We start from the raw sequence: 25,910 nt of genomic DNA on the forward strand, positions 1-25,910 counted from the left end.
CGTCGTCGCCTCACCCGACACCACCTCCAAACGCAGTACAACTATGCAGAACATCCCGACATTCCCGACAAGCGGGGTGTCATGGGCAGTGCTGGCAAGATGTGTGCCATGAAGAAGACAGCTGTGGTGACGGGCGCGAGCAGCGGGATCGGTGAGGCGACGGCGCGGCGGCTGGCCGCCGAGGGCTACGACGTGGTGGCGGGCGCGCGACGTCGGGACCGGCTGGACAAGCTGGCCGCCGAGGTGCCCGGGATCCGCCCCGTGTCCCTGGACGTGACCTCTCAGGAGTCGGTGGACGCGCTGGCGGCCTCGCTCGACCGGTGCGACGTGCTGGTCAACAACGCCGGTGGCGCACTCGGCATGGAGCCGGTGGCCGAGGGGCGGCTCGACGACTGGCAGCGGATGTACGACACCAACGTCCTCGGATCCTTGCGGATGACGCAGGCCCTGGTGCCCATGCTCGTCGAGTCGGGCGACGGGGTGCTGGTGATGCTCACCTCGACCGCGGGGCTGGTGGCGTACGAGGGCGGGGGCGGCTACGTGGCCGCCAAGCAGGCGCAGCGGTCGATGGCCGAGACGCTCAGGCTGGAGCTGGTCGGGCAGCCCGTACGCGTCGTGGAGATCGCGCCGGGCATGGTCCAGAGCGAGGGCTTCGCGGTGACCCGCTTCCGCGGCGACGAGACGGCGGCCGCCCGCGTCTACCAGGGCGTGCCGGATCCGCTGAGCTCCGACGACGTGGCCGACGCGATCGTGTGGTGCGTCACCAGGCCCGCGCACGTGAACATCGACCGCCTGGTCATGCGCCCGCGCGCCCAGGCCGCCCAGCACCGGGTGCACCGCGTCGGTGGCTAGGCCGGTCGGTTCGATCACCAGGGGCACGACCGGGCACAACCGGCTGCGGCGCGCCGACCGGTGGATCGCCGCCGCCCACGGCCGTCTGCTGCGCGGCGCCGTCCGGCCGCTGGCCGTGGACCTCGGCTACGGCGCCTCCCACACCACCACGCTGGAGCTGTTCACCCGCCTGCGGCGGATCAGACCGGACATCGAGGTGGTGGGCATCGAGATCGACCCCGCGCGGGTCGCCCTGGCCAAGCCGTACGAGCGTGCCGGGCTGAGCTTCACCCTGGGCGGCTTCGAACTGCCGGTCTCGCGTCCCCCGCTGCTGATCCGGGCCTTCAACGTCCTCAGGCAGTACGGCGAGGCCGACGCCTGGCGCTACTGGGAGGCGCTGCGCGGCCGGTTGGCCCCCGGCGGCGTCCTGGTGGAGGGCACCTGCTCGGAGAGCGGCCACCGGGCGATCTGGGCCGGTCTGGATCGGGACGGCCCGCGCACGCTCACCCTCTCGGCCAGGTTCGACGCCTTCGACCGCCCTTCGGACCTGGCCGACCGCCTGCCGAAGACCCTCATCCACCGCAACGTCCCCGGTGAGCGCATCCATGCGTTCCTGAGCGACTTCGACCGGGCCTGGGCGAGAACCGCCCCGTACGGCGCCCACGGCCGCCGGCAACGCTGGCTGGCCGCCGTGGACATGCTGGCGAACTCCTGGCCCATCCACCGGCATCCACCGCTCGGCGGCACGGCCAGATGGCGCCTCGGCGAACTGACCCTCCCCTGGGACTCCGTGGCGCCCCTGTGACTAAAGAGCGGCTGACTAAAGAGCGGCGGAGAAGGCCGCGTAAGCGACCGCGTCGAACAGGACGAACCGCACTTCGTCCACAGCTGTGGAAACCTCCCGCACAGTGCGCAGCGCGATGCGGGCGCCGTCGTCCAGTGGCCACCCATAGATGCCGGTCGAGATCGCGGGAAAGGCCACCGATCGGGCCCCCAGTGAGTCGGCCACCCGGAGCGACTCGCGATAACACGAGGCCAGGACTTTGGAGCGGTCATCGGTCCGCGAATAGACCGGCCCGACGGTGTGGATCACCCAGCGGGCGTCGAGCCGTCCGGCGGTCGTGGCCACGGCCTGCCCGGCCGGCAGTCCCTTGCCGTAGTGGGACGCCCGCAACGCCCGGCATTCGGCGAGAATCTCCGGCCCACCCCGCCGGTGGATCGCGCCGTCGACCCCGCCCCCGCCCATCAGCGACGAGTTGGCGGCGTTGACGATCGCGTCAACCGTCTGCGCGGTGATGTCCCCCTGTACGAGCGTGACGTCCATCTCACCAGCATCCCGGATGGCTGCTCGACGCTGTGTAGTACTACGCTGAAGAGTGTGAAGGGTCTTGGCGAGCTCGAACGCAGCATCATGGACATCATCTGGGCGGGGAGCAGCCCGCTGACGGCCCGTGAGGTCGGCAGGCTCATAGCCGACCGCGATCTGGCCCCGACCACCGTCATGACCGTCCTCGACCGTCTGACCCGCAAGGGGTTCCTCCAGCGGACCCGAGACGGCCGCGCCTGGCGCTACGAGCAGGCGGCGAGCCGCGACGCGTACATCGCTGAGCTTATGCTGGAAGCTCTGGACCTGACGGGCGACCGCTCGGCCGCCCTCACCCGCTTCGCCCAGGCCGTGTCCGGCTCTGAGGCGGAGATCCTGCGCAGGGCTCTCACGGAGCTGGAGCTGGAGGAAGAGTGACCACGGCAGCGACGCTGGCAGCGCTCGCCCTCGCGTGCGGGCTCGGCTCCTGGCGTCTCACGACTGCCCGCTGGACGTCTCGTGCCCCTCGGATCGCCATCATCCTCTGGCAGTCCCTGGGCGTGGCCTGGGGCCTGGCCACGACCGGCGCCATGCTGGCGTACGCCGTGCAGCCCTCCGGGCTGGGCATCCTGCCGGGCATGGCGGCCTTCCTGAGCGGCGAGCGGCCGCGCGGGACCTGGGATCCGCTGCACATGACGGCGATGATCGCCGGGCTGACCTCACTGACCGTCCTCATCGTGGTGCTGATCACCGCCGGCGTGCAGGCGCTGCAGGCGCGCAGGCGGCACCGCGTGCTGCTCGCGCTGATCGCCCGCGACGACCCGGGCGTGCCCGGCGTGCGGGTGCTCGACCATCCGAGCGCGGCGGCCTACTGCGTGCCGGGGCTGCGCTCGCAGGTGGTGGTCAGCGAGGGGGCGCTCAAGCTGCTCTCGCACGACGAGCTCACGGCCGTGCTCGCGCACGAGGCCGCGCACGTACGGGAGCGGCACGACCTGGTGCTGCTGCCGTTCGCCGCCCTGCGCCGGGCCCTGCCCTGGTCCAAGGTGGTCTGCGAGGCGCAGGCGCAGGTCGAGCTGCTCATCGAGATGGCCGCCGACGACCGCGCGCGCCGCTACTGCTCGCCGCGCAGGCTGGCCACCGCCCTGCTCAGGTTCGGTACGGCCGGCGCCATGCCGACCCCGCAGGGCATGCTCGGCGTACGCGCCCAGAACGTCATGGCCCGGGTGGATCGCCTGATCAAGCCGGGTCCCGCGCTGCCCACCACGATGCGCTTCAGCATCCTCGCCCTGTCCGTCACTTTGGTCACCGCCACCCCGTTCCTCTGGACCATCCAGTTTTAACGCTTGCTGGCGCTAGCTTTGCGTTTGCAATTGCAAGCACCCTGGGGCAGACTAGAGGCATGGCACTACCGAAGGTCGGCTCGATCGGCGAATACATCCGCGAGCAGCGGCAGCAGGCGAAGATCTCGCTGCGCCAGCTCGCGGCGGCCGCAGGGGTGTCCAACCCCTACCTCAGCCAGATCGAGCGCGGTCTGCGGAAGCCGAGCGCGGAGATCCTCAACCAGATCGCCAAGGGTCTGCACATTTCATCGCAAGCGCTCTATGTGCAGGCGGGCCTGATCGAGGATCGCGAGCCGCCGAGTGATGTCATCACCGCGATTCGCGCCGACGCGAACCTGAGCGGGCGGCAACGCCAGGTGCTCATCGATATCTACGAGTCGTTTCGCAAGGAGAAGCGCGCCGAAGACGAGCAGACCTCCCAGAACGCTCATCTCCGGCACGACTCCGAATCGGACGACGAGCCGCTGCCTGAGGAATATCTCGCCGCGCTTGAGCCTTTCGCGGCGTCCACCGGCAATGGCACCGCCAACCAGGAAACCAAGGAAGGTTAACCCATGACGCTGGCCACTGAGGTCAAGAAGCTCACCGACTCCAAGCCTTTCTACGCCGTGGCGGGTGCGGGCGACTACGCGGTGGAGAAGCTGCGGGAGCTGCCCGAGCAGCTGCTGAAGCTGCAGTCCCGGCGCGCTGAGATCGCCAAGGACCTGCCCGTGAAGGCCCGCACCTACGCCGACAAGGCCGAGGGCTTCGCCAGGGAGTTCCCCGAGAAGGCGCGCACCTACGCCGACCAGCTGACCGTGCTGGCCACCGAGGTCTACGAGGACTTCGCCACCCGCGGGCGCAAGGTCGTCAGCAAGACGACCGGAGAGGCCGCGCTGGAGCTGGAGGAGGTGTCGGAGGCCGCCGAGCCGGCCGTCGCCACCCCCGTCAAGAAGCCCCGCACCACCAAGGCCACCACGCCCAAGGCCTGACACCACGCCGAAAGCCCACCTCCGCACGGAGGTGGGCTTTCCGCTTCGGGGGTGCCCGTTTGTCGGGGGCGCCTACTAGGCTGGGGCCGTTTCATCGCGAGGGTTGGGCGGGACTCACATGGAAATTGTCAACGGCGGCTTGAATCTTCTCTTCCTGCTGCTCGCGGCCGGCATCTTCGGCATGTCGGTCTATGCGCTGGTGCACGCGGCGCGGGTGCCGGCCAACGCGTTCGTGTCGGCCGGCAAGCTGCAGAAAAACCTCTGGCTGATCATCCTGATCCTGGCCACGCTGTTCTCCGCCGCGGGCGCGTGGTCCTACTTCCAGGCCTTCATGTTCCTTGGGGGCAGCGAGTTCCTCGGGATCGGGCTGGGGTTCTTCTCGATCATCGCCGTCATCGCGGCGACGGTCTACGTCGTCGACGTCAAGCCCGCCGTCAAGGGCATGGGCGGGCGCGGTGGCAACAACGGCCCCTACGGACCTTGGTGATCCTTCCCTGGTAGGCGGCCGATGGCGTCGGCCAGCCATTGGGCCAGGTGGAAGTGGCCCTCGGCGGTCGGATGGATGCCGTCGGGGAGCAGCTGACCGTGCGGTGTGCCGGTGATCCGTTGCTCGGCGAGCGGGTCCAGGAAGGGGATTGCTTCCTGCTGGGCCAGGCCCGACAGCGCGTCACGCAGCCGATAGGCCTTGCGTGGGGTGTCGTGCAGCCAGATAGGGCCGATCATGAGGATCCGGGTTCTCGGCCAGCGGGTCCGCGCCTCGGAGATGAGGCTCGCCGCCGCTCGCCGTACGCTCGTCGGCGACCAGGGGCTGTCGTTGTGGCCGCCTGAGATGATCAGCGTGTCGGGGGCTGGGCGCCAGGCCAGCTCGGCCTCGAACGACTCCTGGAACGTACGCCCGACGCGGCCCTGGTTGAGATAGCCGGTGCCACCCGCGCCCGCGATGACCGGCTGCCAGCCGAGCAGGCGGGCCGACTCGGCGGCGTAGGTCCGCCAGAGCGGCACCGGGCCGGAGCCGACCGTGAAGCTGTCGCCGACGAACATCACGACGGGTGCGGCCGGCCCGCTCCGCGGCAGAGGCGACTCAGAATGAAGCTGCGCCGGGCTCGGCCAAGGTTCACCAGCCCCACCACCACATCCCGATATCGCACAACAAATCCCCAATATCGCGACAGCCGGTGCGATCAGGGCTCGATCCAGCAGGCCGCGCATAACCACCTCGGGGATTAAGCTGCCGACATGACTCATGACCTCCACGGGCGGACAGAACGGCTCGAATTGTCGGATCAGGACCTGCGCGACTTCGAGGCCGTCGTCCTTGACTCCACACCCGACGGAATCGTGCTGAGCAAGTCGGCATTCTATCCGGGCGGAGGCGGCCAGCCGGCGGATCACGGAGTTCTGCTTTGGCAGGGGGTGGAAACTCGGATCGTCGGAGTGCGCAAAGGCGATGATCTGCACCTGATTCCGGCAGAGGGCGATCCGGTCCCGCCGGTGGGCACGGTCGTTCAGGGGGCGGTGGCCGACGCGCGGCGTTCCGCCCTGATGCGTACCCACTCGGGGTTGCACGTCCTGTGCGGCGTCGTCTTCCGCGACTACGGCTCGCTGGTGACGGGCGGCAACATGGACGAGCTGAGCGCGCGGATGGACTTCAACCTGCCGGAGCTGCCGCCGGGCTTCAAGGAGGCGGTCGAGGACGCGTGCAACGCCGAGATCGTCGCGGACCGGCGGATCGACGTACGGGTGCTGCCGCGCAAGGAGGCGTTCGACATCCCGGACATCATCCGGACGGCGACCAACCTGGTGCCGGAGCATGTGGAGGACGTCAGGATCGTCGACATCGTCGGGCTGGACACCCAGGCCGACGGGGGCACGCATGTCGCCTCGACGAAGCAGATCGGGCGCATCAAGGTCGCCAAGATCGAGAGCAAGGGCCGCGGCTTCCGCCGCCTCCGCATCGCGATCTCGGACTGACGTCTCCGCGCCGCAGGACCAGCGTCTCCGCATCGCGCTCGCGGGCTGATCACGACCTGGCTCGGCCCGCGCCTTCGATGATCCCGGCCAGGCCGTCGAGCAGCGATCGCAGACCGAACTCGAAGAGCCGGTCGAGATCGAAGTCGAAGTCGCCCCCCATCCGGCGGATGACATCGACGAACGTGGGATAGGCGCCCGAGGTGACGACGGCCGTCAGCCGCGCGTCCTGGGCCCGCATCCATTCGTCGTCCGTGAGGCCGGTCTCGGCCTGCGCCTGAGACTCCAGCTCGAAGTTGGCGGCGATCCCCTCGACGTAGCTGTACATCAGGATGTGCACGTGCATCATGCTCTCCGGGTCGAGGCCGTAGCCGTCGACCGCCGCCAGCGCCCATTCGGCGTGCTTGAGCAGGCTGGGTGACGGCAGCGGCCGGCTCAGCGAGGTGATCCGGGTGAGCCACGGGTGCCGCCGGTAGGCCGCCCACTGCACGCGGGCCGCCACCTCCAGCCGGGCCCGCCAGCCGGGCGGCGGCTCGGCGGGGAGCGGGTATTCGCCGAACACCTGGTCGATCATCAGCTCGACCAGGTCGTCCTTGCTACCCACATGGCGGTAGAGCGACATCGTGGCCACGCCGAGCCGACCCGCGACGCCGCGCATGGACAGCGCGGACAGCCCTTCGGCGTCGGCGATCTCGACGGCGGTCCGCACGACACGCTCCCGCGTCAGATCACGCGCGGAGTCACGGCCCGGGTCACGGCCCAGATCGAGACCCGGATCGCGGGAGACCGCATCAGGGGCGGGGCCTCGCGTCGGCTCTCGACTGGGGTCATGGGGGTCGCCGTGCGGCCGACGTGGTGACCGGGCCGAGGGTCCGGCGACGACCGTGCCGACGCGCGACTCGGCCACGACCACGCCTTCCTGCGCGAGCCGGGCCAGCGCCTTGGCGGCCGTGGCCAGAGCCACGTCCCAGTCTCGCGCCAGCTGCCTGGTGGAGGGCACCCGCTCCCCGACCCGCAACTCGCCGTCCGCTATCCGGCGCTTGATGTCGTCGACGATCCGCACGTACGGCGGCACCGCTTCCCCAACCACCCGGCCCCCTCCACCCCTGTACTAGTACAGAGATTAGCAGAATCCCTGTTGCAAAGCCTGTCTGTACGCCGTACATTCACCTCGTACAGCGTCAACAAAAGGGAGATCCCATGAACGTCCTCATCTCCGGCGCCAGCATCGGCGGACCCGTCCTGGCCTACTGGCTGCGCGAGCACGGCTTCGAGGTGACCGTCGTCGAACGCGCCCCCGCCCCCCGCCGAGGCGGCCAGGCGATCGACATCCGGGGAGCCGCCCTGGAGGTGGCCGGGCGCATGGGCATCCTGGAGCAGGCACGAGCCATGAAGACCGACATGCGCGGCATGTCGATGGTCGACGGCGACGGCAACGAGCTGATGCGCACCACCGAGGAGACGATCAGCGGCGGCCGGCTGGACAGCCCCGACATCGAGATCATGCGCGACGACCTGACCGCGCTCGTCATCGCCGCCTCGGGCAGCGGCGTCGAATACCTCTATGGCGACTCGATCGCGGCGCTCCACCAGAACGGCCAAGGGGTCCAGGTGACGTTCGAGAGCGGCGTGCGGCGGCGTTTCGACTACGTGGTCGGCGCCGACGGCCTGCACTCGAACGTGCGCGGGCTGGTGTTCGGCGAGGAGTCGCGGTTCATTCACCACCTGGGCATGTACGTGGCGATCTACAGCGCCGACAACTTCCTCGACCTGGACCGCTGGCAGGTGTGGCACCGCGAGGGCGACGCGGGGTTCGGCCTCTACACCGCCACCGGCAACGCCTCGATCAGGGTCAACATCGGCTTCGGCGGCGAGGACGTCGCCTACGACTACCGCGACATCGAGCAGCAGAAGCGGCTCATCGAGGAGCGCTGCTCCGGGCTGGGCTGGGAGACGCCCCGGCTGCTGAAGGCGATGTGGGCGGCCGACGACTTCTACTTCGACGCGATGGCGCAGATCCGGATGGAGCGCTGGTCCGAGGGCCGGGTGACGCTGGTCGGCGACGCCGGCTACTGCGCCTCGCCGCTGTCGGGCCAGGGCACCAGCCTGGCGATGGTGGGCGCGTACGTACTGGCCCAGGAGCTGTCCAGGGACCCGCACGGCGCGTTCGACCGCTATGAGGCGCGGATGCGGCCGTTCGCCGAGCTCAACCAGGCCCTCGCCCTGGAGAACCCCGGCCAGGGCGCGGCCCCGGAGAACGTCCAGCGGGCCGCCAACGGCATCGCCCTCGACTGATCCAGCCTGGTCGGAAGACGCCCGTACGCCTCCAAGGAGGACGAACCGCTACGATGTGCCGCCATGACGGGTATCAGGCGCACGCTGGCCATACTGGGGGCCGTCGCTCTGTCGCTGACCGCCGTCCCCGCCACGGCGGCGGCCGGGATCACCGACGAGGTGACCATGAGCCTCGCCAAGAACGGCACACTGCACGTGGTCGAGAAGATCAGCGGCGGCTCGGGGGAGCTCAAGCGGACGTTCCTCACCAGGACCCGCTTCGACGACGACAATGACCGGCTGTACCAGATCTCGAACGTCAAGGGCGGCACACTCGCCGGCGACGTGCTGACCATGAAGGGGCCCGGAACCGTCGAGTACGACGTCAAGGGGGCCGTGACGCCCGCGGGTGCCATCGAGGAGCTGCGCTGGTTCGCGGTGAACGGCTGGAGCGAGCCGGTCACCAAGGCGACGGTCAAGGTGAGCGGTCCCGGCCAGGTGCAGAACCTGTCGTGCTTCGCCGGTGAGCTGACCTCGGCCATCGGCTGTACGTCCGCGTCCATGGACCACGGCGCCACCGAGGCCGCCTTCGAGCAGCAGAACGTGGGCCCCGGCCAGGCGCTGACCGTGGTCGTCGGCTACGCCAAGGGCTCCACCAGCGGCGCGCCGATCCTGGAGCGGCGCTTCTCGCTGGCCGGCGCGTTCACGCTGAACGGCGTCACCGGCGGCGCGCTCGCCGCCCTGCTGGTCCTCCTGCTCGGCGGCGTCGGCCTGCTCTACTGGACGCGCGGACGCGACTCCAGGGCCGCTGGCCACGAGCGCAGCTCGGTCGCCCCCGTGCAGAACGGGCACTTCTCCCCGCCCGACGGTGTCCGGCCCGGCCAGATCGGCACACTGGTGGACGAACAGGCCGACGTGGTCGACGTCACCGCGACAATCGTGGACCTCGCGGTCCGCGGTTACCTGCGCATCGACGAGCAGCCGCGGCAGACCTACGACGCGCCCGACTGGACGCTGGTCAGGCTGCCGAACGCGCCGGTCAACACGCTGCTGCCGTACGAGCGGGCGCTGTACGACGCCATCTTCGACGGGCGCGACATGGTGCTGCTGTCTCAGATGTCCGGTTCGTTCGCCAGTCACCTGGGCAAGGTCCGCGACGCCCTCTACGCCGACGTGGTGACGCAGGGCTGGTTCGCCCGCCGTCCCGACACCGAGCGGACCCGCTGGACGGTCATCGGCGTGCTGCTCATCGGTGTGGGCCTGCTGGCCACGGTGGCGCTCGCCTGGTTCACCACGTACGGCCTGCTGGGCCTGGCGCTGATCATCGCCGGCGGCGCCCTGGCGGTCGGCGGCCAGTACATGCCCGCCAAGACCGCCAAGGGGTCGGCCGCGCTGGCGCACACGATGAGTTTCCGCGAGTACCTGTTCTCCGGTGACCTCGGTGAGGTGCCCGAACAGCACCGGGTGGAGCTGTTCTCCCGCTATCTCCCGTACGCGGTGATCTTCGATGGCGTGGAGCACTGGTCCCGGGTCGTCGCCTCGGTCACCGGCAACGGGCCCCAGTCCGACAACCTGTACTGGTATCACGGCCCGGCCGAGTGGGACCTGTCCAAGTTCGCCGGGTCGATGCGTACATTCACCACGACGACCTCAGGCGCCATCTCGGCCAGCCGCCAGTTCCGCACGTTGTAGGAGCCCAGCGCTTAGCGGAGGCGTAGTTCGCCCACGGCGCGTCCGCCGCCCAACAGCGGCGGGCGGGCCATCGTGTCCAGTTCCGGGGCGTCCAGGCCGAGCGAGCGCAGCGCCGTCACCGTGGCGGGCGTGCGGGCCCGCTGCGCGCCGTCCTCGACCTTGACGGTGCCCGCCCGCCCGTCCTCGAACACGAACGCGTTGAACCCCTCCGCGCCCACCTTGACCATCAGCCCCGGCAGGGCCCGCATCAGCTCGGTCTCCGGCCTGATCGTGCCGGACGTCCACTCGGGATGCGTGCGCATGGTGTCGAAGATCCGCCGCTCGTACGAGCCCGCCTCCCCCAGAGCCAGCGCGCGGAAGGCCCGCGTCACGCCCACCATCGAGACGAAGAACAGCGGCGCGCCGCACCCGTCCACGCCCGAGGCCGCGACCCGCTCGCCCGTCAGCTCCTCCACCGTGCGGCGGATCGTCCGCTGCAGCGGGTGCGTCGGCTCCAGGTAAGTGGCGAGCGGCCAGTCGTTCAGCACACAGGTGGCGAGCATGGCGGCGTGCTTGCCGGAGCAGTTCATGTAGACGCGGCCCAGGTCGGTCGCCGCCCGGTCGGCGGGGTAATCCTCGGGGCAGAGCAGCGCCGACTCCGTCAGTCCGGCCTCCGCCAGGATCTTCCGCACGCCGTTGACGTGGTACGGCTCTCCGGAGTGAGAGGCGCAGGCCAGCGCGAGGAGTTCGCCGTCGAGCGCGAGCCCGGCGCGGAGCATGCCGACCGCCTGGAACGGCTTCATGGCCGAGCGCGGCGAGGCCGGCACGTGCACCGCGCCGTGCACCGCGACCGGATCGCCCGCGGCGTCCACGGTGAGCATGCGCACGTGATGGGTCGACTCCACGAACCCGGACCGGACAACCTCGACAACCAGCGACATCCGCCTCCCCTTTCGGCATGAGTCTACGAAGCCTTTTGACCTGGGCCAGAATGAGGTCTTATGCGAGCAGTCGTACAGCGAGTCAGCACCGCGTCGGTGGTGGTCGACGGGGTGACCGTCGGAGCGATCGACGAGCCGGGCCTGCTCGTGCTGGTCGGCGTCACGCACCCGGACACCCGCGCCGAGGCGCGCAAGCTCGCCGCCAAGCTCTGGGGGCTGCGCATCCTGCATGGCGAGAAGTCCTGCTCCGACGTGTCGGCGCCGCTTCTGGTGATCAGCCAGTTCACTCTCTACGGCGACGCCCGCAAGGGCAGGCGGCCCACCTGGCAGGCCGCCGCTCCAGGACCGGTCGCCGAGCCGCTGGTGGACGCCGTGGTGGACGAACTCCGGGCGCTGGGAGCCCACGTGGAGACGGGCCGGTTCGGCGCGGACATGAAGGTGTCCCTGGTCAACGACGGCCCGATCACGCTTGTGGTGGACGTGTGAACATGGTCTCCGCCCCCGACCTCGGCCGCGCCGACGACCTCGAGCCCTGCTACGCGATCGGCAAGAAGGCCAAGCCGGTTCAGCGGAGGCGGCGGCGCATCGCCGGGTCGATGGTGACGTTGCGGCCCGCGTCCGGGGGGACGATGACCTCTTGGGCGGCGGCGACGCCGCCCGCGAGCAAGGGCGCGTCGACCGGCACCGTCCGCTTGACCGTGGCCAGCGCGATCGGGCCCAGCTCGTGGTGGCGGGCGGCGGAGCCGACGACGCCCACCTCCTGGCTCTCGAAAATCACCGGCGCCCCGTGCGCCGGCAGCGTGTCGACGCTGCCGTCAAGGTGCAGGAACACCAGCCGCCGCGGCGGATGCCCCAGATTGTGGACGCGGGCGACCGTCTCCTGACCTCGGTAGCAGCCCTTGGTGAGGTGTACGGCGGTGCCGATCCAGCCCACTTCGTGCGGGATCGTCTTGTGGTCGGTGTCGAAGCCGAGCCGGGGCCGGTGCTCCTCGATGCGGAGCGCCTCGTACGCCCAGAGCCCGGCCAGCGGCTTGCCCAGATGGTCGGGCAGCTCGGCGCGCGGCACCAGGAAGTCCTCGGTGGCGGACGAGAGCACCGCCAGGTCGTCGGCGCGCGAGACCTCGACGCGGAGCATGAACCGCATCCGGTCGAGATAGGCGACCAGGCTGTCGGCGGTGCCCGGCTCGACGTGGGCCAGCACGGCCTCGCCGTCGTCGACCAGCGTCAGGTGGTGCAGGACCCGGCCCTGGAGATCGAGGTCGAGCGTCTGCGTCCACTCGCCGGGCGTCAGCGTGTCGAGCTTCTGCGAGGTCAGGTCGTTGAGCCATTTCAGCCGGTCGGCTCCGGAGACGCGGACCACCTCGCGGTTGCTGCGGTCGACCACCGCCTCGCCCTTGACGAGCGCCCGTTGTTCGGCGAACAGGTCACCGTAGTGGGCGGCCACGTCGGAGTCGGGGCCGTCGGCGGGAACGGCACCGGGGAGATCGAGCAGAGGGCTGCGCATGCCTTCCAGGTTATCGGCAGTTGCGACGGCGACCGAAGACGGCCTATCGGCACTTGCTGCAGCGGCCGAAGACGGTCAGGTGGCGTACGTCGGCCACGAAGCCCATCTCGCTGTCCAGCCCCTTGACCAGCCCGTCCGCGAGCTCGGGACGCACTTCGCCGACCTCGCCGCAACCCCGGCAGACCAGGTGCAGATGGTCGGCGTCCGCCGCCAGGTGGTAGGTGGGGGCGCCGTGGCTCAGATGGGTGTGGGTGACCATGCCGAGCTCTTCGAGCAGCTCCAGCGTGCGGTAGACGGTCGAGATGTTGACGCCACGGGCCGTCTCGCGCACCTTGACGGAGATCTCTTCGGGCGTGGCGTGCTCGAGCGACTTGACCGCCTCCAGCACGAGCTGTCGCTGAGGGGTCACCCGGTAGCCCTTGGCGCGGAGTTCTTCGTGCCACTGCGTCTCCGTCATGCCCCCGAGTCTACGACCGAGTATTAATCGCTTGCCCCGTCCGCGACCGAGCGCATAACTTCTGGGGTACGCCGAAAGGAGGTGGTCCAAACAATGGTGATTCATAGTTGGACTAGCGAGGTGGTTGTCCGCTAACGATGCGGACTGTTGTCTCGCGTCTGCTTAGCGAATTCGAGGCAACCACCGGGGCCCCTGGCAGTCGGAGGGCGGGGATGGTTTTCCTGTCCATGGTCCATCCGACCCGCTCGATCACGAGCGGAACGCCGCCTGGGGCCCTTTTTCATGCCCCCGGTTCCCGCGCGTGGTCAGTGTTCGCCGCGGGCCGGGATGCCCAGCTTGTCGCAGGCTTCGCGATAGAGGCGGACGACGGCCATGCGCACCTGGGGGCGTTCGGTCAGCGTCTCTCCCCACGGCACCCTGACCAGCTCGCCGCCGTCGATCGTGAACTCGATCGCCTCGGCGTCGACCCCGCTGGTGGCCGCCGTCGTCGCGGCGGGCCGGCCGCCCAGCCCGCGCACGATGATCAGCGCGTCGCCGGAGTGGTCGTCGTTCATGTGCCGCTTGATCGCCTCGACCGCCTCGGCGGTGAACGGGGTGCTCATATGGATCAAGCTACCTTCTTCAGCTCCGCCGACATGTGCGACGTGAGCGGGTGCCCGACCGCGGCCATGTCATAGGCCCACATGAGGTTGCCCTTGACCAGCCCGTACAGGCGGGTGGCCGCGGTGTATTCCTTGGCCGAGGCGGTGCGCGCCACCACGTCGGTGCGCAGCTCGATCTTGTGGAAGACGACCTCGCCGATGTAGATCTCCACGATGCCGGTCGGATGCGCCAGCAGCACCTCGAGCTGCCGGTCGGGCTGCGGCCGCCAGTAGCCGGACTCGGTGGCGAGCGGCCTGACCCGGTTGCCGTCCTCGTCGAGCAGCCAGGTGCGGCTCACGTACGACAGGAACGGTTTGCCGTTGTGGCTGAACTCGATCTCCTGACCGAAGTTGAAGCTCTCGATCGTCGGATATCCCCCGACACCGGCGCCCTCCCAGCGGCCGATCAGGAACGCGATGTGCTCCAGATCGGGATGCACCGGCACCTGGACCTCAGCATCTTCCATGACACCAAACTGTACTGGCCGCCCGCGGTGAAGACGTCCGGTGGGAAGGGGTCTAGGGTGACGGACATGGCACGATCACTGGTGATCAAGGTGACCGCCGGCGCCGAGGCCCCGGAGCGCTGCAACCAGGCGTTCACGGTCGCGGCCACCGCGCTGGCGAGCGGCGTTCCGGTCTCTCTCTGGCTGACCGGCGAGTCCTCCTGGTTCGCGGTGCCGGGCAGGGCCAAGGAGTTCAATCTGGCCCACGCCGCTCCGCTCACGGACCTGCTGGACGCCGTCCTGGCGGGCGGCCGGGTGACGGTGTGCACCCAGTGCGCGGCCCGGCGAGACCTCACGGTCGACGATCTCATCGACGGCATCCGCATCGCCGGCGCCTCCACCTTCGTCGAGGAGGCCGTGGCGGAGGGCGCGCAGGCTCTCGTGTACTGACCGCGCGGAAACCTCCGGCGTGCGTGTCCGGGGCGGCGCGGCGGTTCCGACGTCTCTGGTGTACGGCACCGGGAGCGGTGCCGGCCGAGAGGAGAGATCGTGAAGTACATGATCATGCTGAGCGGCACGCAGCGCGACTACGACAATCTGTCCGGAAAGCCGGACAACCCGGTCTGGTCCGGGGAGGACGTCGCGGCGCTGCACGCCTTCATGGCGGCGTGGAACCACGCCCTGGTCGAGTCCGGGGAGTTCGTGGACGCCCAGGGCCTGAGCGCGCCCGTGCTCGCCAGGAGGGTCGAGCTGAAGGACGGGGTTCCGGTCGTGACCGACGGGCCTTACTCCGAGACGCAGGAGGTCCTGGCCGGTTACACGATCGTGGAGTGCGAGAGCTTCGACCGGGCCACCGAGATCGCCGCGCAACTGGCCGGCACTCCCCACCCCGCGAACGCGACCCTGCTCCACGACTGGCACGTGGACGTACGGCCGATCGCCGGAGGCTACGAGGAGCTGTGACCGGCGGCAAGGCTGAGAAGCCGCTGTGACCGGGGGCGAGATCGAGGACCTGCTGCGCGGGCTGGCGCCGCAGGTTCTCGGCGCGCTGGTACGTCGTTACGGGCACTTCGCGACGGCCGAGGACGCGACGCAGGAGGCGCTGCTCGCAGCCGCCCTGCAGTGGCCCGAGGAGGGCCTGCCGGACAACCCGCGCGGCTGGCTGATCACCGTCGCCTCACGCCGGCTGACCGACCTGCTGCGCGCCGAGCAGGCCCGCCGGCACCGCGAGGACACCGTCTCGCGCTGGACGCTGCCCGACCAGTGGCTGGCCCCCGCCGCGGACCGGCCGGCGTCGGAGTCCGACGACACGCTCATCCTGCTGTTCATGTGCTGCCACCCCTCGCTGTCGCCCGCGTCGCAGATCGCGCTCACCCTGCGGGCCGTCGGCGGCCTGACGACCGCGGAGATCGCCAGGGCGTTCCTGGTCCCGGAAGCGACTATGACCCGGCGCATAACCAGGGCCAAACACCGCATCAAGGAGAGCGGCCTCCCCTTCGGCATGCCCTCCGGCCAGGACCGCGCGGAACGGCTCGCGGCGGTCCTGCACGTCCTCTACCTGATCTTCAACGAGGGCTACGCCAGCACCTCGGGCCCGGCCCTCCACCGCACCGAGCTGACCACCGAGGCGATCCGCCTGACCCGCCTGGTCAACCGCCTGCTGCCGGACGACCCCGAGGTGGCGGGCCTGCTGGCCCTCATGCTCCTCACCGACGCCCGTAGACCGGCGCGTACGGGCCCGGACGGCTCCCTCATCCCCATGGCCGAACAAGACCGAACCCTCTGGAACACCGCCTACATCACCGAAGGCACAGCCCTCATCACCGGCGCACTCCCCCGCGGCCCGACCGGCCCGTACCAGCTCCAGGCGGCCATCGCCGCCCTGCACGACGAGGCGCCGACCGCGGCGGCGACTGACTGGCCCCAGATCAAGGCCCTGTACGAGGTGCTGATGCGCCTGTCCGACAACCCGGTGGTAACGCTCAACCACACCGTGGCGGTCGCCATGGTCGACGGCCCGGAAGCGGGACTGACCCTGCTGGAAAAGCTGGCACACGACCCCCGGATAGCCGAAGACCACCGGCTGCACGCGGTCCGGGCCCACCTGCTGGAGATGTCCGGCGACCACCGGGCGGCCCGCGAGTCGTACGAGGCGGCCGCACAGCGCACGAGCAGCCTCCAACAACAGCGCTACCTGCACGCCAAGGCCGGCGCACTGACCACGCGACGACCAAGAACTTGACCACGCGGGCGGCTAAGAAGACGTCGTAACGGCGCCCGGCCCTGTGCGGGCTCAGCGGCCGTATCCCTGGAGGCGCCCAACCATGGTCGGCGACTGGGGCCCACCGTGCTGTGCCGTAAAACCGACTGGTGGTAAAAACCGTAGAAGTCAGCTGCCGAGTACGGCGGCCAGACGCTCTCGCCGGAGCTGCTCGTAGCGGGTGTCGTCGAGCGGGGCCAGGTCGCCCGCGCGCCAGGAGAGCAGCAGGTCGGCGAGCGCCGGGTTGCGCGCCAGCGCCGGCCCGTGCAGGTAGGTCCCGACGATGTGCCCCGCGTAACACCCCTCGAAGCCGTCGCCGTTGCCCACTCCCACGGTCGTCCGGGACAGCGCCTTGACGCCCGGCCCCAGGCGGGTGACTCCCATGTGGTTCTCGAAGCCGGTCAGCGTCGGCAGGCCCAGCTCGGCGTCCACCTCGGCGACCAGTTCGCCGACCGCCCGGGAGAGGCCGCGGGAGCTGGCGATGTCGAGCACGCCGATGCCGTCGACCGGCTGGCCCTCCTCGCCGCCGAACGTACTGCCCATGATCTGGTAACCGGCGCAGACCGCGAGCATCGCCGCGCCCCGCGCGATCGCGCGGTGCAGGCCACCGTCCTTGCGCAGCCGCTCCGCCGCGAGGATCTGCGGGCGGTCCTCGCCGCCGCCGATGAGGTAGATGTCGCCGCTCTCCGGCACCGGGTCGGCCGAGCGCACGTAGATGGTCTCGGTCTCGATCCCCCGGCGCTGGGCGCGCTGCTCCAGGACGAGCACGTTGCCCTGGTCACCGTACGTGCTCAGCAGGTCAGGATAGATCCAGACGATGCGAAGGGCGCTGTCAGACGGCACGACCGAACTCCGATCGGATCTGCTGGAAGGCGGTGTAGTTGGCGATCACGTCGACCCGGCCCGGCGGCTGCATGGCCAGCGCCTCGGTGAAGCTGCCGCAGAGCGAGAACGGCACGTCGGCCACGTCGAGCCGGAGTGCCAGGTCCAGCCGCCGCTCACCGGTGACGAACACCGGGCGGCCGCGCAGGATCCGATAGTCGACGTCCCACAGCCAGGAGGTGTCACGCCCGTCGGGCCCCTGCGCGTTGACCGAGAGGATGATCGGCTGCTGGGGGTCGGAGACGTCGAACGCCTCCAGCCAGCCCGCCGGGTTCTTGGCCAGCAGCAGCCGCGCGTGGCGGCCGTCGCGCTCGACGGTGGTGTAGCGGCCCGCGACCGAGGTGACCTCGCGCAGCCGGGGCAGCGCCCGCTCGACCGACAGCCCGAACGCCTCGGCCACCGCCAGCGCCATCGCGGCGTTGGAACGGTTGGCCAGGCCGGGCAGCTGGATGTCGAGCAGCCACCGCTGCCCGCGCGGATCGACCACCGCGTCGTCGTCGAGGACCCACTGCGGCTCCGGCCGATGGAACGTGCACTCGCGGCACGCCCAGTCGGCGTCCTTGCGATCGAGCGGCCCGCCGCACTCCGGGCAGCACCAGGAGTCTTCCTTCCAGCGCTGGCCGCCCGCGACCCAGGTCACCTTGGCCGCGGTCGAGGCGCCCCAGGTGACGAGCGGGTCGTCGCAGTTGGCGATGACGTGCGTCGGCTTGCCGGACAGCGCCCTGCGCCACTTCTGCGCGAGCAGCCAGATCTCGGCCGCGCGGTCCATCTGGTCGCGGCTGAGGTTCATCAGGCAGACGACGCCGGCGCCGGTGGTATCGAGCACCTCGGGCAGGTATTTCTCGTCGACCTCCAGCACGCCGTAGGGGGCGTCCTTGTGCGTGGAGAGCGCCGAGACGTGCCCTGCGGGCATGTTGGCGCCGAACGCGTTGGTGGCCACCTCCCCCAGCTCCAGCAGCGCCGAGGTGATCAGCCGGGTCGTGGTGGTCTTACCGTTGGTCGCGCTGACCAGGGCCAGCCTGCGGTCGCGGGCGAGCTGCCGGAGCAGGTCGGGCTCGAGCATCAGGCCGACCCGACCGCCGATCACCGAGCCGTCGCCGCGCCCGGTCATCCTCGACAGCGTGGCGGCACTGCGGCCCAGGGCGCTCGCGAGCTGAGCCCGCAGTGGAAGCTGGGTCATGGCACAGGATCCTAGTCGGCGTTGGGCTCTACTCTGGTGGGGCACACGAAAACGCGGCCCGGTTCGGTAGCCCGGGCGACGCTTCTCGTATCCGCCCTTCCAGGGATGTCCGGTGTGCCGGAAGCGGCCTCGTCAGGCCGTCGTTCGGCATACCCGCTGGAGGGCAACCATGGTGACGCTGTCGGTCTATCTCGACGGCTCGTTCTGGGTCGGCGTGCTGGAGATCGTCGAGGAGGGCGAACTGCGGGCCACCCGCATCACATTCGGCGCCGAGCCGACCGATCCCGAACTGTACGAGTATCTGATGCGGCACGGCCTGGCGCTGCTGGCCCAGGCGTCGGCCGCGCCACCCGTTCCCGCCGGTTCCCGGGGCGGCGGGCGGGTCAATCCCAAGCGGGCCGCCAAGCTGGCCGCGCGGGCGGCGGCTCGGGTCTCTTCGAGGAGTACGGCCGCGCAGGAGGCCATGCGGCTGGAGCTGGAGAGCCGCAAGCAGGAGGCCACCGGCGACCGCAAGGACCGCCGCGAGGCCCTGGCCCGGCACAAGCGCGAGGTAGCCCATCGCAAACGCGCCGAACGCCGTCGCGGGCGTTGAGTCGTGCGGTGGGCGTGCGCGGCCCATGAGATAATCGTTCGTACGGAGCCCTCTCGGCCTCGGGTCCAGCGACCCAGGCGGGAGGGTTTTTTCATGCCCGAAATCGCAGTGACGCGTCATCCTGCGGCAGGCATTCCCCGATTCAAGGAGCATTCGATGAAACTCGGTCTGACCTGCCCTCGCTTCATCTGGCCCGGCGGCGACACCGCCATCGCCGAGAGGTTCGCGGCCGTCGCCCGCGGCGCCGACGAGGCGGGGCTGCACAGCCTGTGGGTGATGGACCATTTCTTCCAGATCCCCAACTTCGGCGCCGTGGAGGATCCGATGCTGGAGGCGTACGGCGCGCTGTCCTATGCCGCCGCCCTCACCCGCCGCGTCACGCTCGGCACCCTCGTCACCGGCGCCGTCTACCGTGAGCCCGGGTTTCTGGTGAAGCAGGTCAGCACGCTCGACGCGCTCTCCGGCGGCCGCGCCGTCCTCGGCATCGGCGCGGGCTGGTACGAGCAGGAGGCCCGAGGTCTCGGCCTCCGCTTTCCTCCCCTTGCCGAACGGTTCGAGCGGCTGGAGGAGACGCTCCAGATCGCCAAACAGATGTGGAGCAACGAGGACAAGCCGTACGAGGGCACCCATTACCAGCTGGAGCGCACGCTCAACTCCCCGCAGGCCCGCCCGCGGATCCTGATCGGCGGCAGCGGGGAGAAGAAGACCCTCCGTCTCGTCGCCGAGTACGCCGACGCCTGTAACTTCCTGCACGGCGCCGATGTACGGCACAAGCTCGGCGTACTGCGCGGCCATTGCGAACGCCTGGGACGGCCGTACGAGGAGATCGAGAAGACCCTCCACATGCGCATCCCCGACGGCGAGAGCGTCGAAGAGAGCGTCCAGCGCTGCGGCGACCTGGCCGCCCTGGGCATCGACCACGTCATCGTCGCCGTCCCCGACGCCGCCGCCGACTCCTCCCTCGCGCACCTGGCGGCGCTCGCCACGCAGATCTCCGCCATCACCCCGGCCGGACGCTGAGGGGGGCTGGACCAGGGCGTTCCCGCCCCCGCCCGGACCTCGGTGGGTGATGATGTTCAGGTGCGGAGAGTAATCAAATCACGACGCTCAGTACTGCTGTGGGTGAGCGGCGCGGCGTTTCTGATCGCCGTGGCCGCAGTGCTCGTGTTCTTTCTCCTCGGTTCGCCCGATCGGCTGGAGAAGGCCGACAAGCTCGCCAGCGTCGGCAGCCTGTTGTTCGGCGCGGTCTCGCTGCTGGTGTCCGTGGCCGCTCTGGGATGGGGGGCCGCCGCACCTCGGCGCGACGGCGCCGCCTCCCCGGCGGACGAGGCTCGGTCGCTGGATCCGTGGGTGGCCCGGCTGGCGGACCGGATTCGCGGCCAGTGGACCGAGGAGGCGGCGATGCGGACGCTGGGCCGGCCGGATCCGCTGCAGTTGCGCTGGTCGTCCTCGGGCCGCCCCGGGGCCTCCCCGATCGCGGTGCTGGGCAAGGGGACGATACCGGGGCGGCCCACGCGTCTGCGGCTGCACGGCAGCCTGAGCGACGTGGTGGCGGCGTTCCGGAAGCTCCCGCGCAAGCAACTGATGGTCCTGGGAGAGCACGCGGCCGGCAAGACCGTACTGGCGCTGCTGTTCACCCTCGGCATGCTCCGAACCCGGGAGCCGGCCGAGCCGGTGCCCGTCCTGCTGACCGCGTCCTCATGGGACCCGGCCCAGGAACGGCTCGACGCCTGGTTCGCCAGGCGGCTGCGTGAGGAGTATCCGTTCCTGGCGGACCAGGACGTCCACGGCACCGACATGGCATGGCGGCTGGTCCACAACGCGCGGGTGATGCTCGTACTCGACGGTTTGGACGAGATGCCGGGCGGGCTGCACGCGACGGCGATCAAAGCGATCAATCGAGCCGTCATCGACGAGCGTCCGTTGGTGATCACCTGTCGCGGCGCGGAGTACGCCGCCGCGGTCGCGGCGGAGGGCCAGCCACTCGCCCACGCGGCGGTCGTGGAGATCGAACCGGTCAAACCCGAGGACGCCGTCGACCACCTGCGCGCCGCCCTTCCCACCGGCGCCGATCGCTGGGGGCCGATGTTCGATCATCTCCTGGCCTGCCCCGACGGCCCGCTCGCCCGATCGCTGTCGTCTCCGCTGATGGTCTCCCTCACGCTCTCCGCGTACGCGCCTCCTGGCACCGAGCCGTCCGACCTGCTCGACCTCGGCAGGTTCCCGGACCGCTCAGCGATCGAACACCACCTGCTCGACGCGTTCCTTCCCACGGTCTATCCGGCACGTTCACTGCCGCCGCCGGACCGTCCCGGATCCCCCGCGACGCCCATCCGCGCGTACGAGCACGACCAGGCTCGGGCCTGGCTCGCGCACCTCGCCCGGCATCTGAGAGCACTCGGCACCCGTGATCTCGGCTGGTGGGAGCTGCACCGGACCCTCCCCCGGGGTGGTTTCGAGCTCATGGCCGGGCTCGCCGCGGGGCTGACGGCGGGACCTGTGATGGGGCTGATGGCGGGGCTCGTGTTCGGGCGATCGTTCCTGACCGTCGCCGGATGCGGGACCGGGCTCGGTGTCGGCGTCGGGGCGGCCCTGGTCTCCGGGTTCAAGAGAAGGCCGTCGCCTTCCCGGGTCCGGCTCCCGATCAAGGGCCGCCGCCGCCATGTCCTCAGGGGAGTCCTCGTGGGAGTGACCGTCGGGGTGTTCTCCGGCCTGGTGTTCGGGGTGGTCTTCTGGTTCATGACGGGCGGCTCGGGCATCGGGCTCATGGCCGGCGTGGTGGCCGGAGTCACCGGAGGGATCGGTGTCGGGCTGGGCGCGGGCCTGACCGCGTCGGTCGGGCCCGGGGAGAACATCAGCCCGCGCTCGCTCCTCGATCTGGACCGCGCCACCGCGCTGACCCAGGCGTTCGGCGGCGGGCTCGGCGCGGGCCTGATGGTCGGCGTCGCGGCGGCCATGCTCGCCCACCCTGCGGCCAGGCTGGGCGCCGCGCTGGTGGCCGGCGCCGGAGTGGGCATCGGGGTCACCCTGATCGCGGTGAGCAGCACCGCGTGGGGGCGGTGGATGCTGATCCGCGCCTGGCTGGTGTTCAGGAAGAAACTGCCCTGGCGGGTGATGGATTTCCTGGACCATGCCCATCGTCACGGCGTGCTCCGGCAGGTGGGTGGCAGTTATCAGTTCCGCCACGCCCGTCTGCAAGATCACCTGATCGACTTCCCGGCCACCAGCCTCCGCGTGCCGGTTCAGCGGCAGATCGTGCCGGGCGCGGGGAGCGTCCCGTAGACCAGGTAGCGTCCTCGCCCAGCGCGGCGCGTACCGCGTCGAAGTCTCGTGCCACACTCCCGCTGTCCACGTACTGGATCATCGGCCCGCAACTCTCGCCCACGGCCCGGTTGTGCGCGACGAGCCGGTCGTACTCCCCCGCGTCGCCGGGAACTGCGTGACCGCCGGATCATGCACCGCCTTCCCGCACTGGAGTTGCCCGCTGCTCCCGACCCCGCGCGGGTCGATCCCGACCACGTCGAAGCGTTCGCGCAACGCGGCTTCCGGGCCGGCATCGTGACGTCGTGCTGCCTCTTCAACAGGGAGGTTCACCGGCCCTCGCAGGACAAGCGTTGCCCGTCGTCGCGCTAACTCCCCGCCGGCGGCTGTCCTTCCGGGCCGCCGTCGTCGTCCCAATCCGGACTGTCGACGACGACACACGGGCCGACCTCGCCAGGGATCATCAGCTCCGTGAGTATCCACCACGTCTTCGGCGGCTTCGCTCCGGGGACCTCCTCGTAGTTCCCGGCGAACTCCAGGACCAGCGTCTTGTCCTTATCGAGGAGCCGGGGATCGATGTCCAGCCCGCCCTCCCGCATGTGGATGGCCCCTTCCGCCGGAAGGGTGCTCATTCCTCTGTCCTTCTCGCACTGCTTGCGGGACGGGAGGTACGTGACGTCCGCTCTGACACCCGCCGCCTTCAGGTCCCGCTCCAACTTGTCGGCATCTTTGAACTCGCGGATTTCGACCCCCACCGTGCCGTCGGCTCTCTTGCTCACGGCGTACGCGGGCGACTCCGTCCCCGTCAGCAGCGGCACCGCGAACGCCGCCGCGGCGGCCAAGGCGGCCACCGCGCCCCCGGCGTACAGCCTGCGGGTGACGCGGCGTCGTAGTTGGCCGCGGTGCGCGATCTCGGCTTTGAGTTCCATCAGTAACTGCTCCTCGTAGCTCATCCTGGTGCTCCATCCGTGACGAAGGGCAGGTTCCGCAGTGTCTGGCGGGCGCGGTGCAGGCGTACCTTGGCGGTCCCCTGACGGATGCCGAGGGCGAGCGCCGCTTCCGTGACCGTGAGCTGGTCGATGACGACCAGCTCCAGCACGGCACGTTCACCCTCCGGGAGCCCCGCCATGGCCTCGAAGGCCCGCCTGGCGTCCCGCTCGGCGTCGATGCGCTCCTCGATCCTGGCGACGTCGTCGGTGGCCAGCGTGCGTCGCCCGCTCACCCGGTCCGTCAGCTGGAGCTGCTTGTACGCTCGCCGCCGCTCCGCCAAGATCGTCTTGCGGGCCACGCCGTAGAGCCACGCGATCTCGGTCCCCAGCTCGGCCCGGTAGGTGTGGGCAGAGTCGAGCACCGCCACGAACACCTCAGCCACCAGATCGGCGACCGTATGCGGGTCATCAACGCGACGTGCGAGAAATCGGGTGACCGCATCGACATGCCCCCGATAGAAGGCCTCGAAAGCCACAGGATCTGTGGCGATCTCCGCCTGTTTTCGACGCACCGGCCATGCTCCCTTCGTCGATTCGCACCCCTACTTGGCGAGAATCGGCGCAAAAGGTTACAAGCGCAGCTCATGCGTGCTGTCTGCCACCGAGACCTCCTTGGCCCAGCGGCAACTGTCCCATTGAGGAACTCCCTCTCGACACCTTCCACCGGCTGGAGTACACGCTGGCCCGCGCCTTGATCGTGCACGTCCGGGACATGCGACCCGAACCCCTCCTATAGACAACCCAACCCCCGCGCGCACTGTGCACCCTCGCAGGCGGGGCGGATCGAAGGATCCCGGCATGTCGTCAACTTGCCGGGCGCACGGCCTCGTGCCAGCTGGAAGGTGGGGGCGAGGTCTCCACAAACCAACACACCACCAAACCGGAGACCGGAATGACGCATCAGCGGCGGCTGATCACCTCATTCCTCATCAGGGGTCCAGCCAGCGTAAGCGACAAGTTCCGCTCCGGCGTCATACAGCAGCTGAAGACATTCATGTACCTCGGGCGCATCGGTCTTCGACATTCTGATGGTCATGTCGAAGACGATGTCCGCAGGGCCGTAGTCCTCGTTGGGGAATGTGTGCTGCGCCCCGCCGGCCAGCAGCAGCCTGACCATGTCCAGCAACGACGCGCGTATGCCATCGATGTGATCGATGCTGTAAAGGTTGCGCAGCGCAAAATGCAGGGGAGTATCACCCTTATCGCGAGAGAGGGACAACAGCGGATCGATATCCGATCGCCTGCCACGGTACTTTTCAAAATAGGTTGACCAAACGTCGAGCGGAGCCATTTCATCGGTAAGTGCCGTGTTGGGATCGGCGCCGGCGTCGAGGAGGATCCGTACGGTTTCCGCCAAGCCGGAGAACGTAGCCAGATGGAGCGGTGTAAGGCCGGACTGCTCCAACGGCCCCGTACCGATACCGCCCTCCAGAGCCGCCCGTACGGCCTCCACATCGCCCCATGCGCACGCCCGGCCGAACTCGATGGCGGCGGTTGATCGTTTGAGCTCGGAGAGCCTGTTGGAGAGCCAGATGCCGACCGGCACCGGTTGGCGTCCCTCATGGTCGACGCGGTAGGTCAGCGGGTCGATCGCCGTCGCGGCCTCGGCCAGGTCGACGAGCAGGAACCACTGCCCCGAGTCCTCACCGACCGTGTACCAGGCGCGGTCCTCAACCACGAGACCAGGCTCCGTTTCCGAGCCTTCGCCACCGTAGTAGAGGAGGGTCTCCCACTCGAATTCGTCATTCGTCCGCAGGCGTTGATCCGCGGGCCAGACCACGGCCAGTAGCGCCTGGACGGATGGCGGAACCGGATATTCGCCCACGGGCGTGGTCACGGCCCACTCGCGTGGTTCGAAGTCCTCGGGGATGTGGCCATGTAGCCGCTCGAGCTGGGTAAGAACGCCTGAAGACAGGTATTCGACCGGGGAGTCGCCATCGCCCGACATCGCTCGCCTTTCGCGGCAGAAGATCAACTGGGGTTGCAGGCTAGCAGCGGGCAACGACAAGGGACCGCTTTTCCAGACTTGCTCTTGATCAACGATGCCGCCATCCCGATTCGCACCGGGCGACGACACCTTCAGCCGCAACAAATCTCCCGCCCGAGATCGTTAATTCGAAGCCGGCATGCCGGTTTGCAGTTCGACCGCGTGCGTGGAGGCGCGACCCGTGCCGCGGTCGCATAGCGGCCGGTGGGCCTCCTCAACACGGGGAGCACTCATGATCACGAGCCTGCGTCTACGGTCAGCTGACCGGAATGCCCTGCCACGACAGGGCGATGCACTCGGACACAACCGTTGGCAGTTCTGGCCTTCCCCTCATAGCGTGGAGACCGAACCGGGAGAGGTTTGGTCGTGGCAGCAGTCACGCGGCGGCGCTTTGATCCGGAGTTCCGGGCGG

General features: G+C 69.6%; 30 protein-coding genes. 17 read left to right on the plus strand and 13 right to left on the minus strand.

The features are described 5' to 3' along the window. Positions 1-108: 108 nt before the first annotated feature. Both AB0B64_RS58665 and AB0B64_RS58670 read left to right on the plus strand, forming a co-directional pair. On the plus strand, positions 109-852 hold the full coding sequence (locus AB0B64_RS58665) for an SDR family NAD(P)-dependent oxidoreductase (protein ID WP_358205373.1): 744 nt from the start codon (positions 109-111) through the stop codon (positions 850-852). Continuing rightward, positions 845-1,636 (plus strand): class I SAM-dependent methyltransferase, encoded by a 792-nt coding sequence (locus tag AB0B64_RS58670; protein ID WP_358205378.1) that lies wholly within the window; start codon positions 845-847, stop codon positions 1,634-1,636. Before AB0B64_RS58665 ends, AB0B64_RS58670 begins: the two co-directional genes overlap by 8 nt. Before the next feature lie 15 nt (positions 1,637-1,651). On the opposite strand, the gene AB0B64_RS58675 is transcribed toward AB0B64_RS58670, so the two are convergent. Further along, positions 1,652-2,155: an O-acetyl-ADP-ribose deacetylase gene (locus AB0B64_RS58675; RefSeq protein WP_357958072.1), complete on the minus strand. Its 504-nt coding sequence runs from the start codon at positions 2,153-2,155 to the stop codon at positions 1,652-1,654. Positions 2,156-2,209: 54 nt separating this feature from the next. Here AB0B64_RS58675 and AB0B64_RS58680 point away from each other — a divergent pair, with 54 nt between their 5' ends. The 5 genes from AB0B64_RS58680 (at position 2,210) to AB0B64_RS58700 (ending at position 4,932) form a co-directional block, all read left to right on the plus strand. Continuing rightward, positions 2,210-2,572, plus strand: coding sequence for a BlaI/MecI/CopY family transcriptional regulator (locus AB0B64_RS58680; RefSeq protein WP_225294249.1), 363 nt, complete (start codon positions 2,210-2,212; stop codon positions 2,570-2,572). Further along, positions 2,569-3,474 carry a M56 family metallopeptidase gene (locus AB0B64_RS58685; RefSeq protein WP_357958074.1) on the plus strand — a complete coding sequence of 302 codons (906 nt, stop codon included), beginning with the start codon at positions 2,569-2,571 and terminating at the stop codon, positions 3,472-3,474. The genes AB0B64_RS58680 and AB0B64_RS58685 overlap by 4 nt, the downstream gene beginning before the upstream one ends. 59 nt (positions 3,475-3,533) lie before the next feature. Continuing rightward, on the plus strand, positions 3,534-4,025 hold the full coding sequence (locus tag AB0B64_RS58690; protein ID WP_358205386.1) for a helix-turn-helix domain-containing protein: 492 nt from the start codon (positions 3,534-3,536) through the stop codon (positions 4,023-4,025). Positions 4,026-4,028: 3 nt separating this feature from the next. Next, a complete protein-coding gene (locus AB0B64_RS58695) occupies positions 4,029-4,445 on the plus strand; it encodes a hypothetical protein (RefSeq protein WP_357958078.1) in 417 nt (138 codons plus the stop codon). Positions 4,446-4,563: 118 nt separating this feature from the next. Next, on the plus strand, positions 4,564-4,932 hold the full coding sequence (locus tag AB0B64_RS58700; protein WP_357958080.1) for a DUF2516 family protein: 369 nt from the start codon (positions 4,564-4,566) through the stop codon (positions 4,930-4,932). Here AB0B64_RS58700 and AB0B64_RS58705 read toward each other — a convergent pair. Then, a complete protein-coding gene (locus AB0B64_RS58705) occupies positions 4,917-5,486 on the minus strand; it encodes an SGNH/GDSL hydrolase family protein (RefSeq protein WP_358205467.1) in 570 nt (189 codons plus the stop codon). The genes AB0B64_RS58700 and AB0B64_RS58705 overlap by 16 nt on opposite strands. A gap of 195 nt (positions 5,487-5,681) precedes the next feature. Here AB0B64_RS58705 and AB0B64_RS58710 point away from each other — a divergent pair, with 195 nt between their 5' ends. Then, on the plus strand, positions 5,682-6,416 hold the full coding sequence (locus tag AB0B64_RS58710; RefSeq protein ID WP_357958081.1) for an alanyl-tRNA editing protein: 735 nt from the start codon (positions 5,682-5,684) through the stop codon (positions 6,414-6,416). 49 nt (positions 6,417-6,465) lie between these two features. Here AB0B64_RS58710 and AB0B64_RS58715 read toward each other — a convergent pair whose 3' ends face one another. Further along, positions 6,466-7,503, minus strand: a complete 1,038-nt coding sequence (locus tag AB0B64_RS58715; protein WP_358205393.1) for a TetR/AcrR family transcriptional regulator C-terminal domain-containing protein — start codon at positions 7,501-7,503, stop codon at positions 6,466-6,468. Between the two features lie 110 nt (positions 7,504-7,613). Here AB0B64_RS58715 and AB0B64_RS58720 point away from each other — a divergent pair, with 110 nt between their 5' ends. Together AB0B64_RS58720 and AB0B64_RS58725 are read left to right on the plus strand one after the other, a co-directional pair. Continuing rightward, entirely contained in the window at positions 7,614-8,708 is a 1,095-nt protein-coding gene (locus AB0B64_RS58720) for an FAD-dependent monooxygenase (RefSeq protein ID WP_358205398.1), read from the plus strand. Positions 8,709-8,771: 63 nt separating this feature from the next. Further along, positions 8,772-10,379, plus strand: a complete 1,608-nt coding sequence (locus AB0B64_RS58725; RefSeq protein WP_357958086.1) for a DUF2207 domain-containing protein — start codon at positions 8,772-8,774, stop codon at positions 10,377-10,379. 11 nt (positions 10,380-10,390) lie between these two features. Here AB0B64_RS58725 and AB0B64_RS58730 read toward each other — a convergent pair whose 3' ends face one another. Next, entirely contained in the window at positions 10,391-11,299 is a 909-nt protein-coding gene (locus tag AB0B64_RS58730) for an asparaginase (protein ID WP_358205403.1), read from the minus strand. 60 nt (positions 11,300-11,359) lie between these two features. On the opposite strand from AB0B64_RS58730, the gene dtd reads away from it, so the two are divergent. After that, positions 11,360-11,785 (plus strand): D-aminoacyl-tRNA deacylase, encoded by a 426-nt coding sequence (gene dtd / locus AB0B64_RS58735; RefSeq protein ID WP_357958090.1) that lies wholly within the window; start codon positions 11,360-11,362, stop codon positions 11,783-11,785. 79 nt (positions 11,786-11,864) lie between these two features. On the opposite strand, the gene AB0B64_RS58740 is transcribed toward dtd, so the two are convergent. The 4 genes from AB0B64_RS58740 to AB0B64_RS58755 all read right to left on the minus strand — a co-directional run bounded on the left by AB0B64_RS58740 (position 11,865) and on the right by AB0B64_RS58755 (position 14,368). Then, on the minus strand, positions 11,865-12,803 hold the full coding sequence (locus tag AB0B64_RS58740; protein WP_357958092.1) for a folate-binding protein: 939 nt from the start codon (positions 12,801-12,803) through the stop codon (positions 11,865-11,867). Between the two features lie 43 nt (positions 12,804-12,846). Further along, complete coding sequence (locus tag AB0B64_RS58745; protein WP_357958094.1) at positions 12,847-13,260, minus strand: Fur family transcriptional regulator; 414 nt, start codon at positions 13,258-13,260, stop codon at positions 12,847-12,849. A gap of 305 nt (positions 13,261-13,565) precedes the next feature. After that, a complete protein-coding gene (locus tag AB0B64_RS58750) occupies positions 13,566-13,862 on the minus strand; it encodes a DUF2470 domain-containing protein (protein WP_358205413.1) in 297 nt (98 codons plus the stop codon). Positions 13,863-13,867: 5 nt separating this feature from the next. Further along, on the minus strand, positions 13,868-14,368 hold the full coding sequence (locus tag AB0B64_RS58755) for an FABP family protein (RefSeq protein WP_357958097.1): 501 nt from the start codon (positions 14,366-14,368) through the stop codon (positions 13,868-13,870). A gap of 66 nt (positions 14,369-14,434) precedes the next feature. On the opposite strand from AB0B64_RS58755, the gene AB0B64_RS58760 reads away from it, so the two are divergent. The 3 genes from AB0B64_RS58760 to AB0B64_RS58770 all read left to right on the plus strand — a co-directional run bounded on the left by AB0B64_RS58760 (position 14,435) and on the right by AB0B64_RS58770 (position 16,589). Then, positions 14,435-14,797, plus strand: a complete 363-nt coding sequence (locus AB0B64_RS58760) for a DsrE family protein (RefSeq protein ID WP_357958099.1) — start codon at positions 14,435-14,437, stop codon at positions 14,795-14,797. A gap of 108 nt (positions 14,798-14,905) precedes the next feature. Then, positions 14,906-15,310 carry a YciI family protein gene (locus AB0B64_RS58765; RefSeq protein ID WP_358205472.1) on the plus strand — a complete coding sequence of 135 codons (405 nt, stop codon included), beginning with the start codon at positions 14,906-14,908 and terminating at the stop codon, positions 15,308-15,310. A gap of 25 nt (positions 15,311-15,335) precedes the next feature. After that, a complete protein-coding gene (locus tag AB0B64_RS58770; protein WP_358205419.1) occupies positions 15,336-16,589 on the plus strand; it encodes an RNA polymerase sigma factor in 1,254 nt (417 codons plus the stop codon). Positions 16,590-16,736: 147 nt separating this feature from the next. On the opposite strand, the gene AB0B64_RS58775 is transcribed toward AB0B64_RS58770, so the two are convergent. Both AB0B64_RS58775 and AB0B64_RS58780 read right to left on the minus strand, forming a co-directional pair. Next, positions 16,737-17,450 carry a glutamine amidotransferase gene (locus tag AB0B64_RS58775; RefSeq protein WP_358205423.1) on the minus strand — a complete coding sequence of 238 codons (714 nt, stop codon included), beginning with the start codon at positions 17,448-17,450 and terminating at the stop codon, positions 16,737-16,739. Continuing rightward, a complete protein-coding gene (locus AB0B64_RS58780; protein WP_357958104.1) occupies positions 17,440-18,669 on the minus strand; it encodes a MurT ligase domain-containing protein in 1,230 nt (409 codons plus the stop codon). Before AB0B64_RS58780 ends, AB0B64_RS58775 begins: the two co-directional genes overlap by 11 nt. Positions 18,670-18,838: 169 nt before the next feature. Between AB0B64_RS58780 and AB0B64_RS58785 the strand changes: the two genes are divergently transcribed. From AB0B64_RS58785 to AB0B64_RS58795, 3 genes are all read left to right on the plus strand, one after another. Next, the gene (locus AB0B64_RS58785) at positions 18,839-19,261 is read left to right on the plus strand and encodes a YjdF family protein (RefSeq protein WP_358205432.1); all 423 of its coding nucleotides are present in this window, start codon (positions 18,839-18,841) and stop codon (positions 19,259-19,261) included. A 156-nt stretch (positions 19,262-19,417) separates the two neighbouring features. Further along, on the plus strand, positions 19,418-20,281 hold the full coding sequence (locus AB0B64_RS58790; RefSeq protein ID WP_357958108.1) for an LLM class F420-dependent oxidoreductase: 864 nt from the start codon (positions 19,418-19,420) through the stop codon (positions 20,279-20,281). Between the two features lie 60 nt (positions 20,282-20,341). Beyond that, positions 20,342-22,543: a hypothetical protein gene (locus AB0B64_RS58795; RefSeq protein ID WP_358205439.1), complete on the plus strand. Its 2,202-nt coding sequence runs from the start codon at positions 20,342-20,344 to the stop codon at positions 22,541-22,543. Positions 22,544-22,890: 347 nt separating this feature from the next. Here the strand turns inward: AB0B64_RS58795 and AB0B64_RS58800 are convergent, their stop codons facing one another. The 3 genes from AB0B64_RS58800 to AB0B64_RS58810 form a co-directional block, all read right to left on the minus strand. Further along, positions 22,891-23,475, minus strand: coding sequence for a hypothetical protein (locus AB0B64_RS58800; RefSeq protein WP_358205447.1), 585 nt, complete (start codon positions 23,473-23,475; stop codon positions 22,891-22,893). Beyond that, positions 23,472-24,023 carry a sigma-70 family RNA polymerase sigma factor gene (locus AB0B64_RS58805; protein WP_357958114.1) on the minus strand — a complete coding sequence of 184 codons (552 nt, stop codon included), beginning with the start codon at positions 24,021-24,023 and terminating at the stop codon, positions 23,472-23,474. Before AB0B64_RS58805 ends, AB0B64_RS58800 begins: the two co-directional genes overlap by 4 nt. 407 nt (positions 24,024-24,430) lie before the next feature. Then, the gene (locus tag AB0B64_RS58810) at positions 24,431-25,600 is read right to left on the minus strand and encodes an ankyrin repeat domain-containing protein (RefSeq protein WP_358205456.1); all 1,170 of its coding nucleotides are present in this window, start codon (positions 25,598-25,600) and stop codon (positions 24,431-24,433) included. Between the last annotated feature and the right edge of the window lie 310 nt (positions 25,601-25,910).

Origin of the sequence: Nonomuraea sp. NPDC049129, from assembly GCF_040648495.1 — a bacterium.
Lineage (GTDB): Bacteria > Actinomycetota > Actinomycetes > Streptosporangiales > Streptosporangiaceae > Nonomuraea.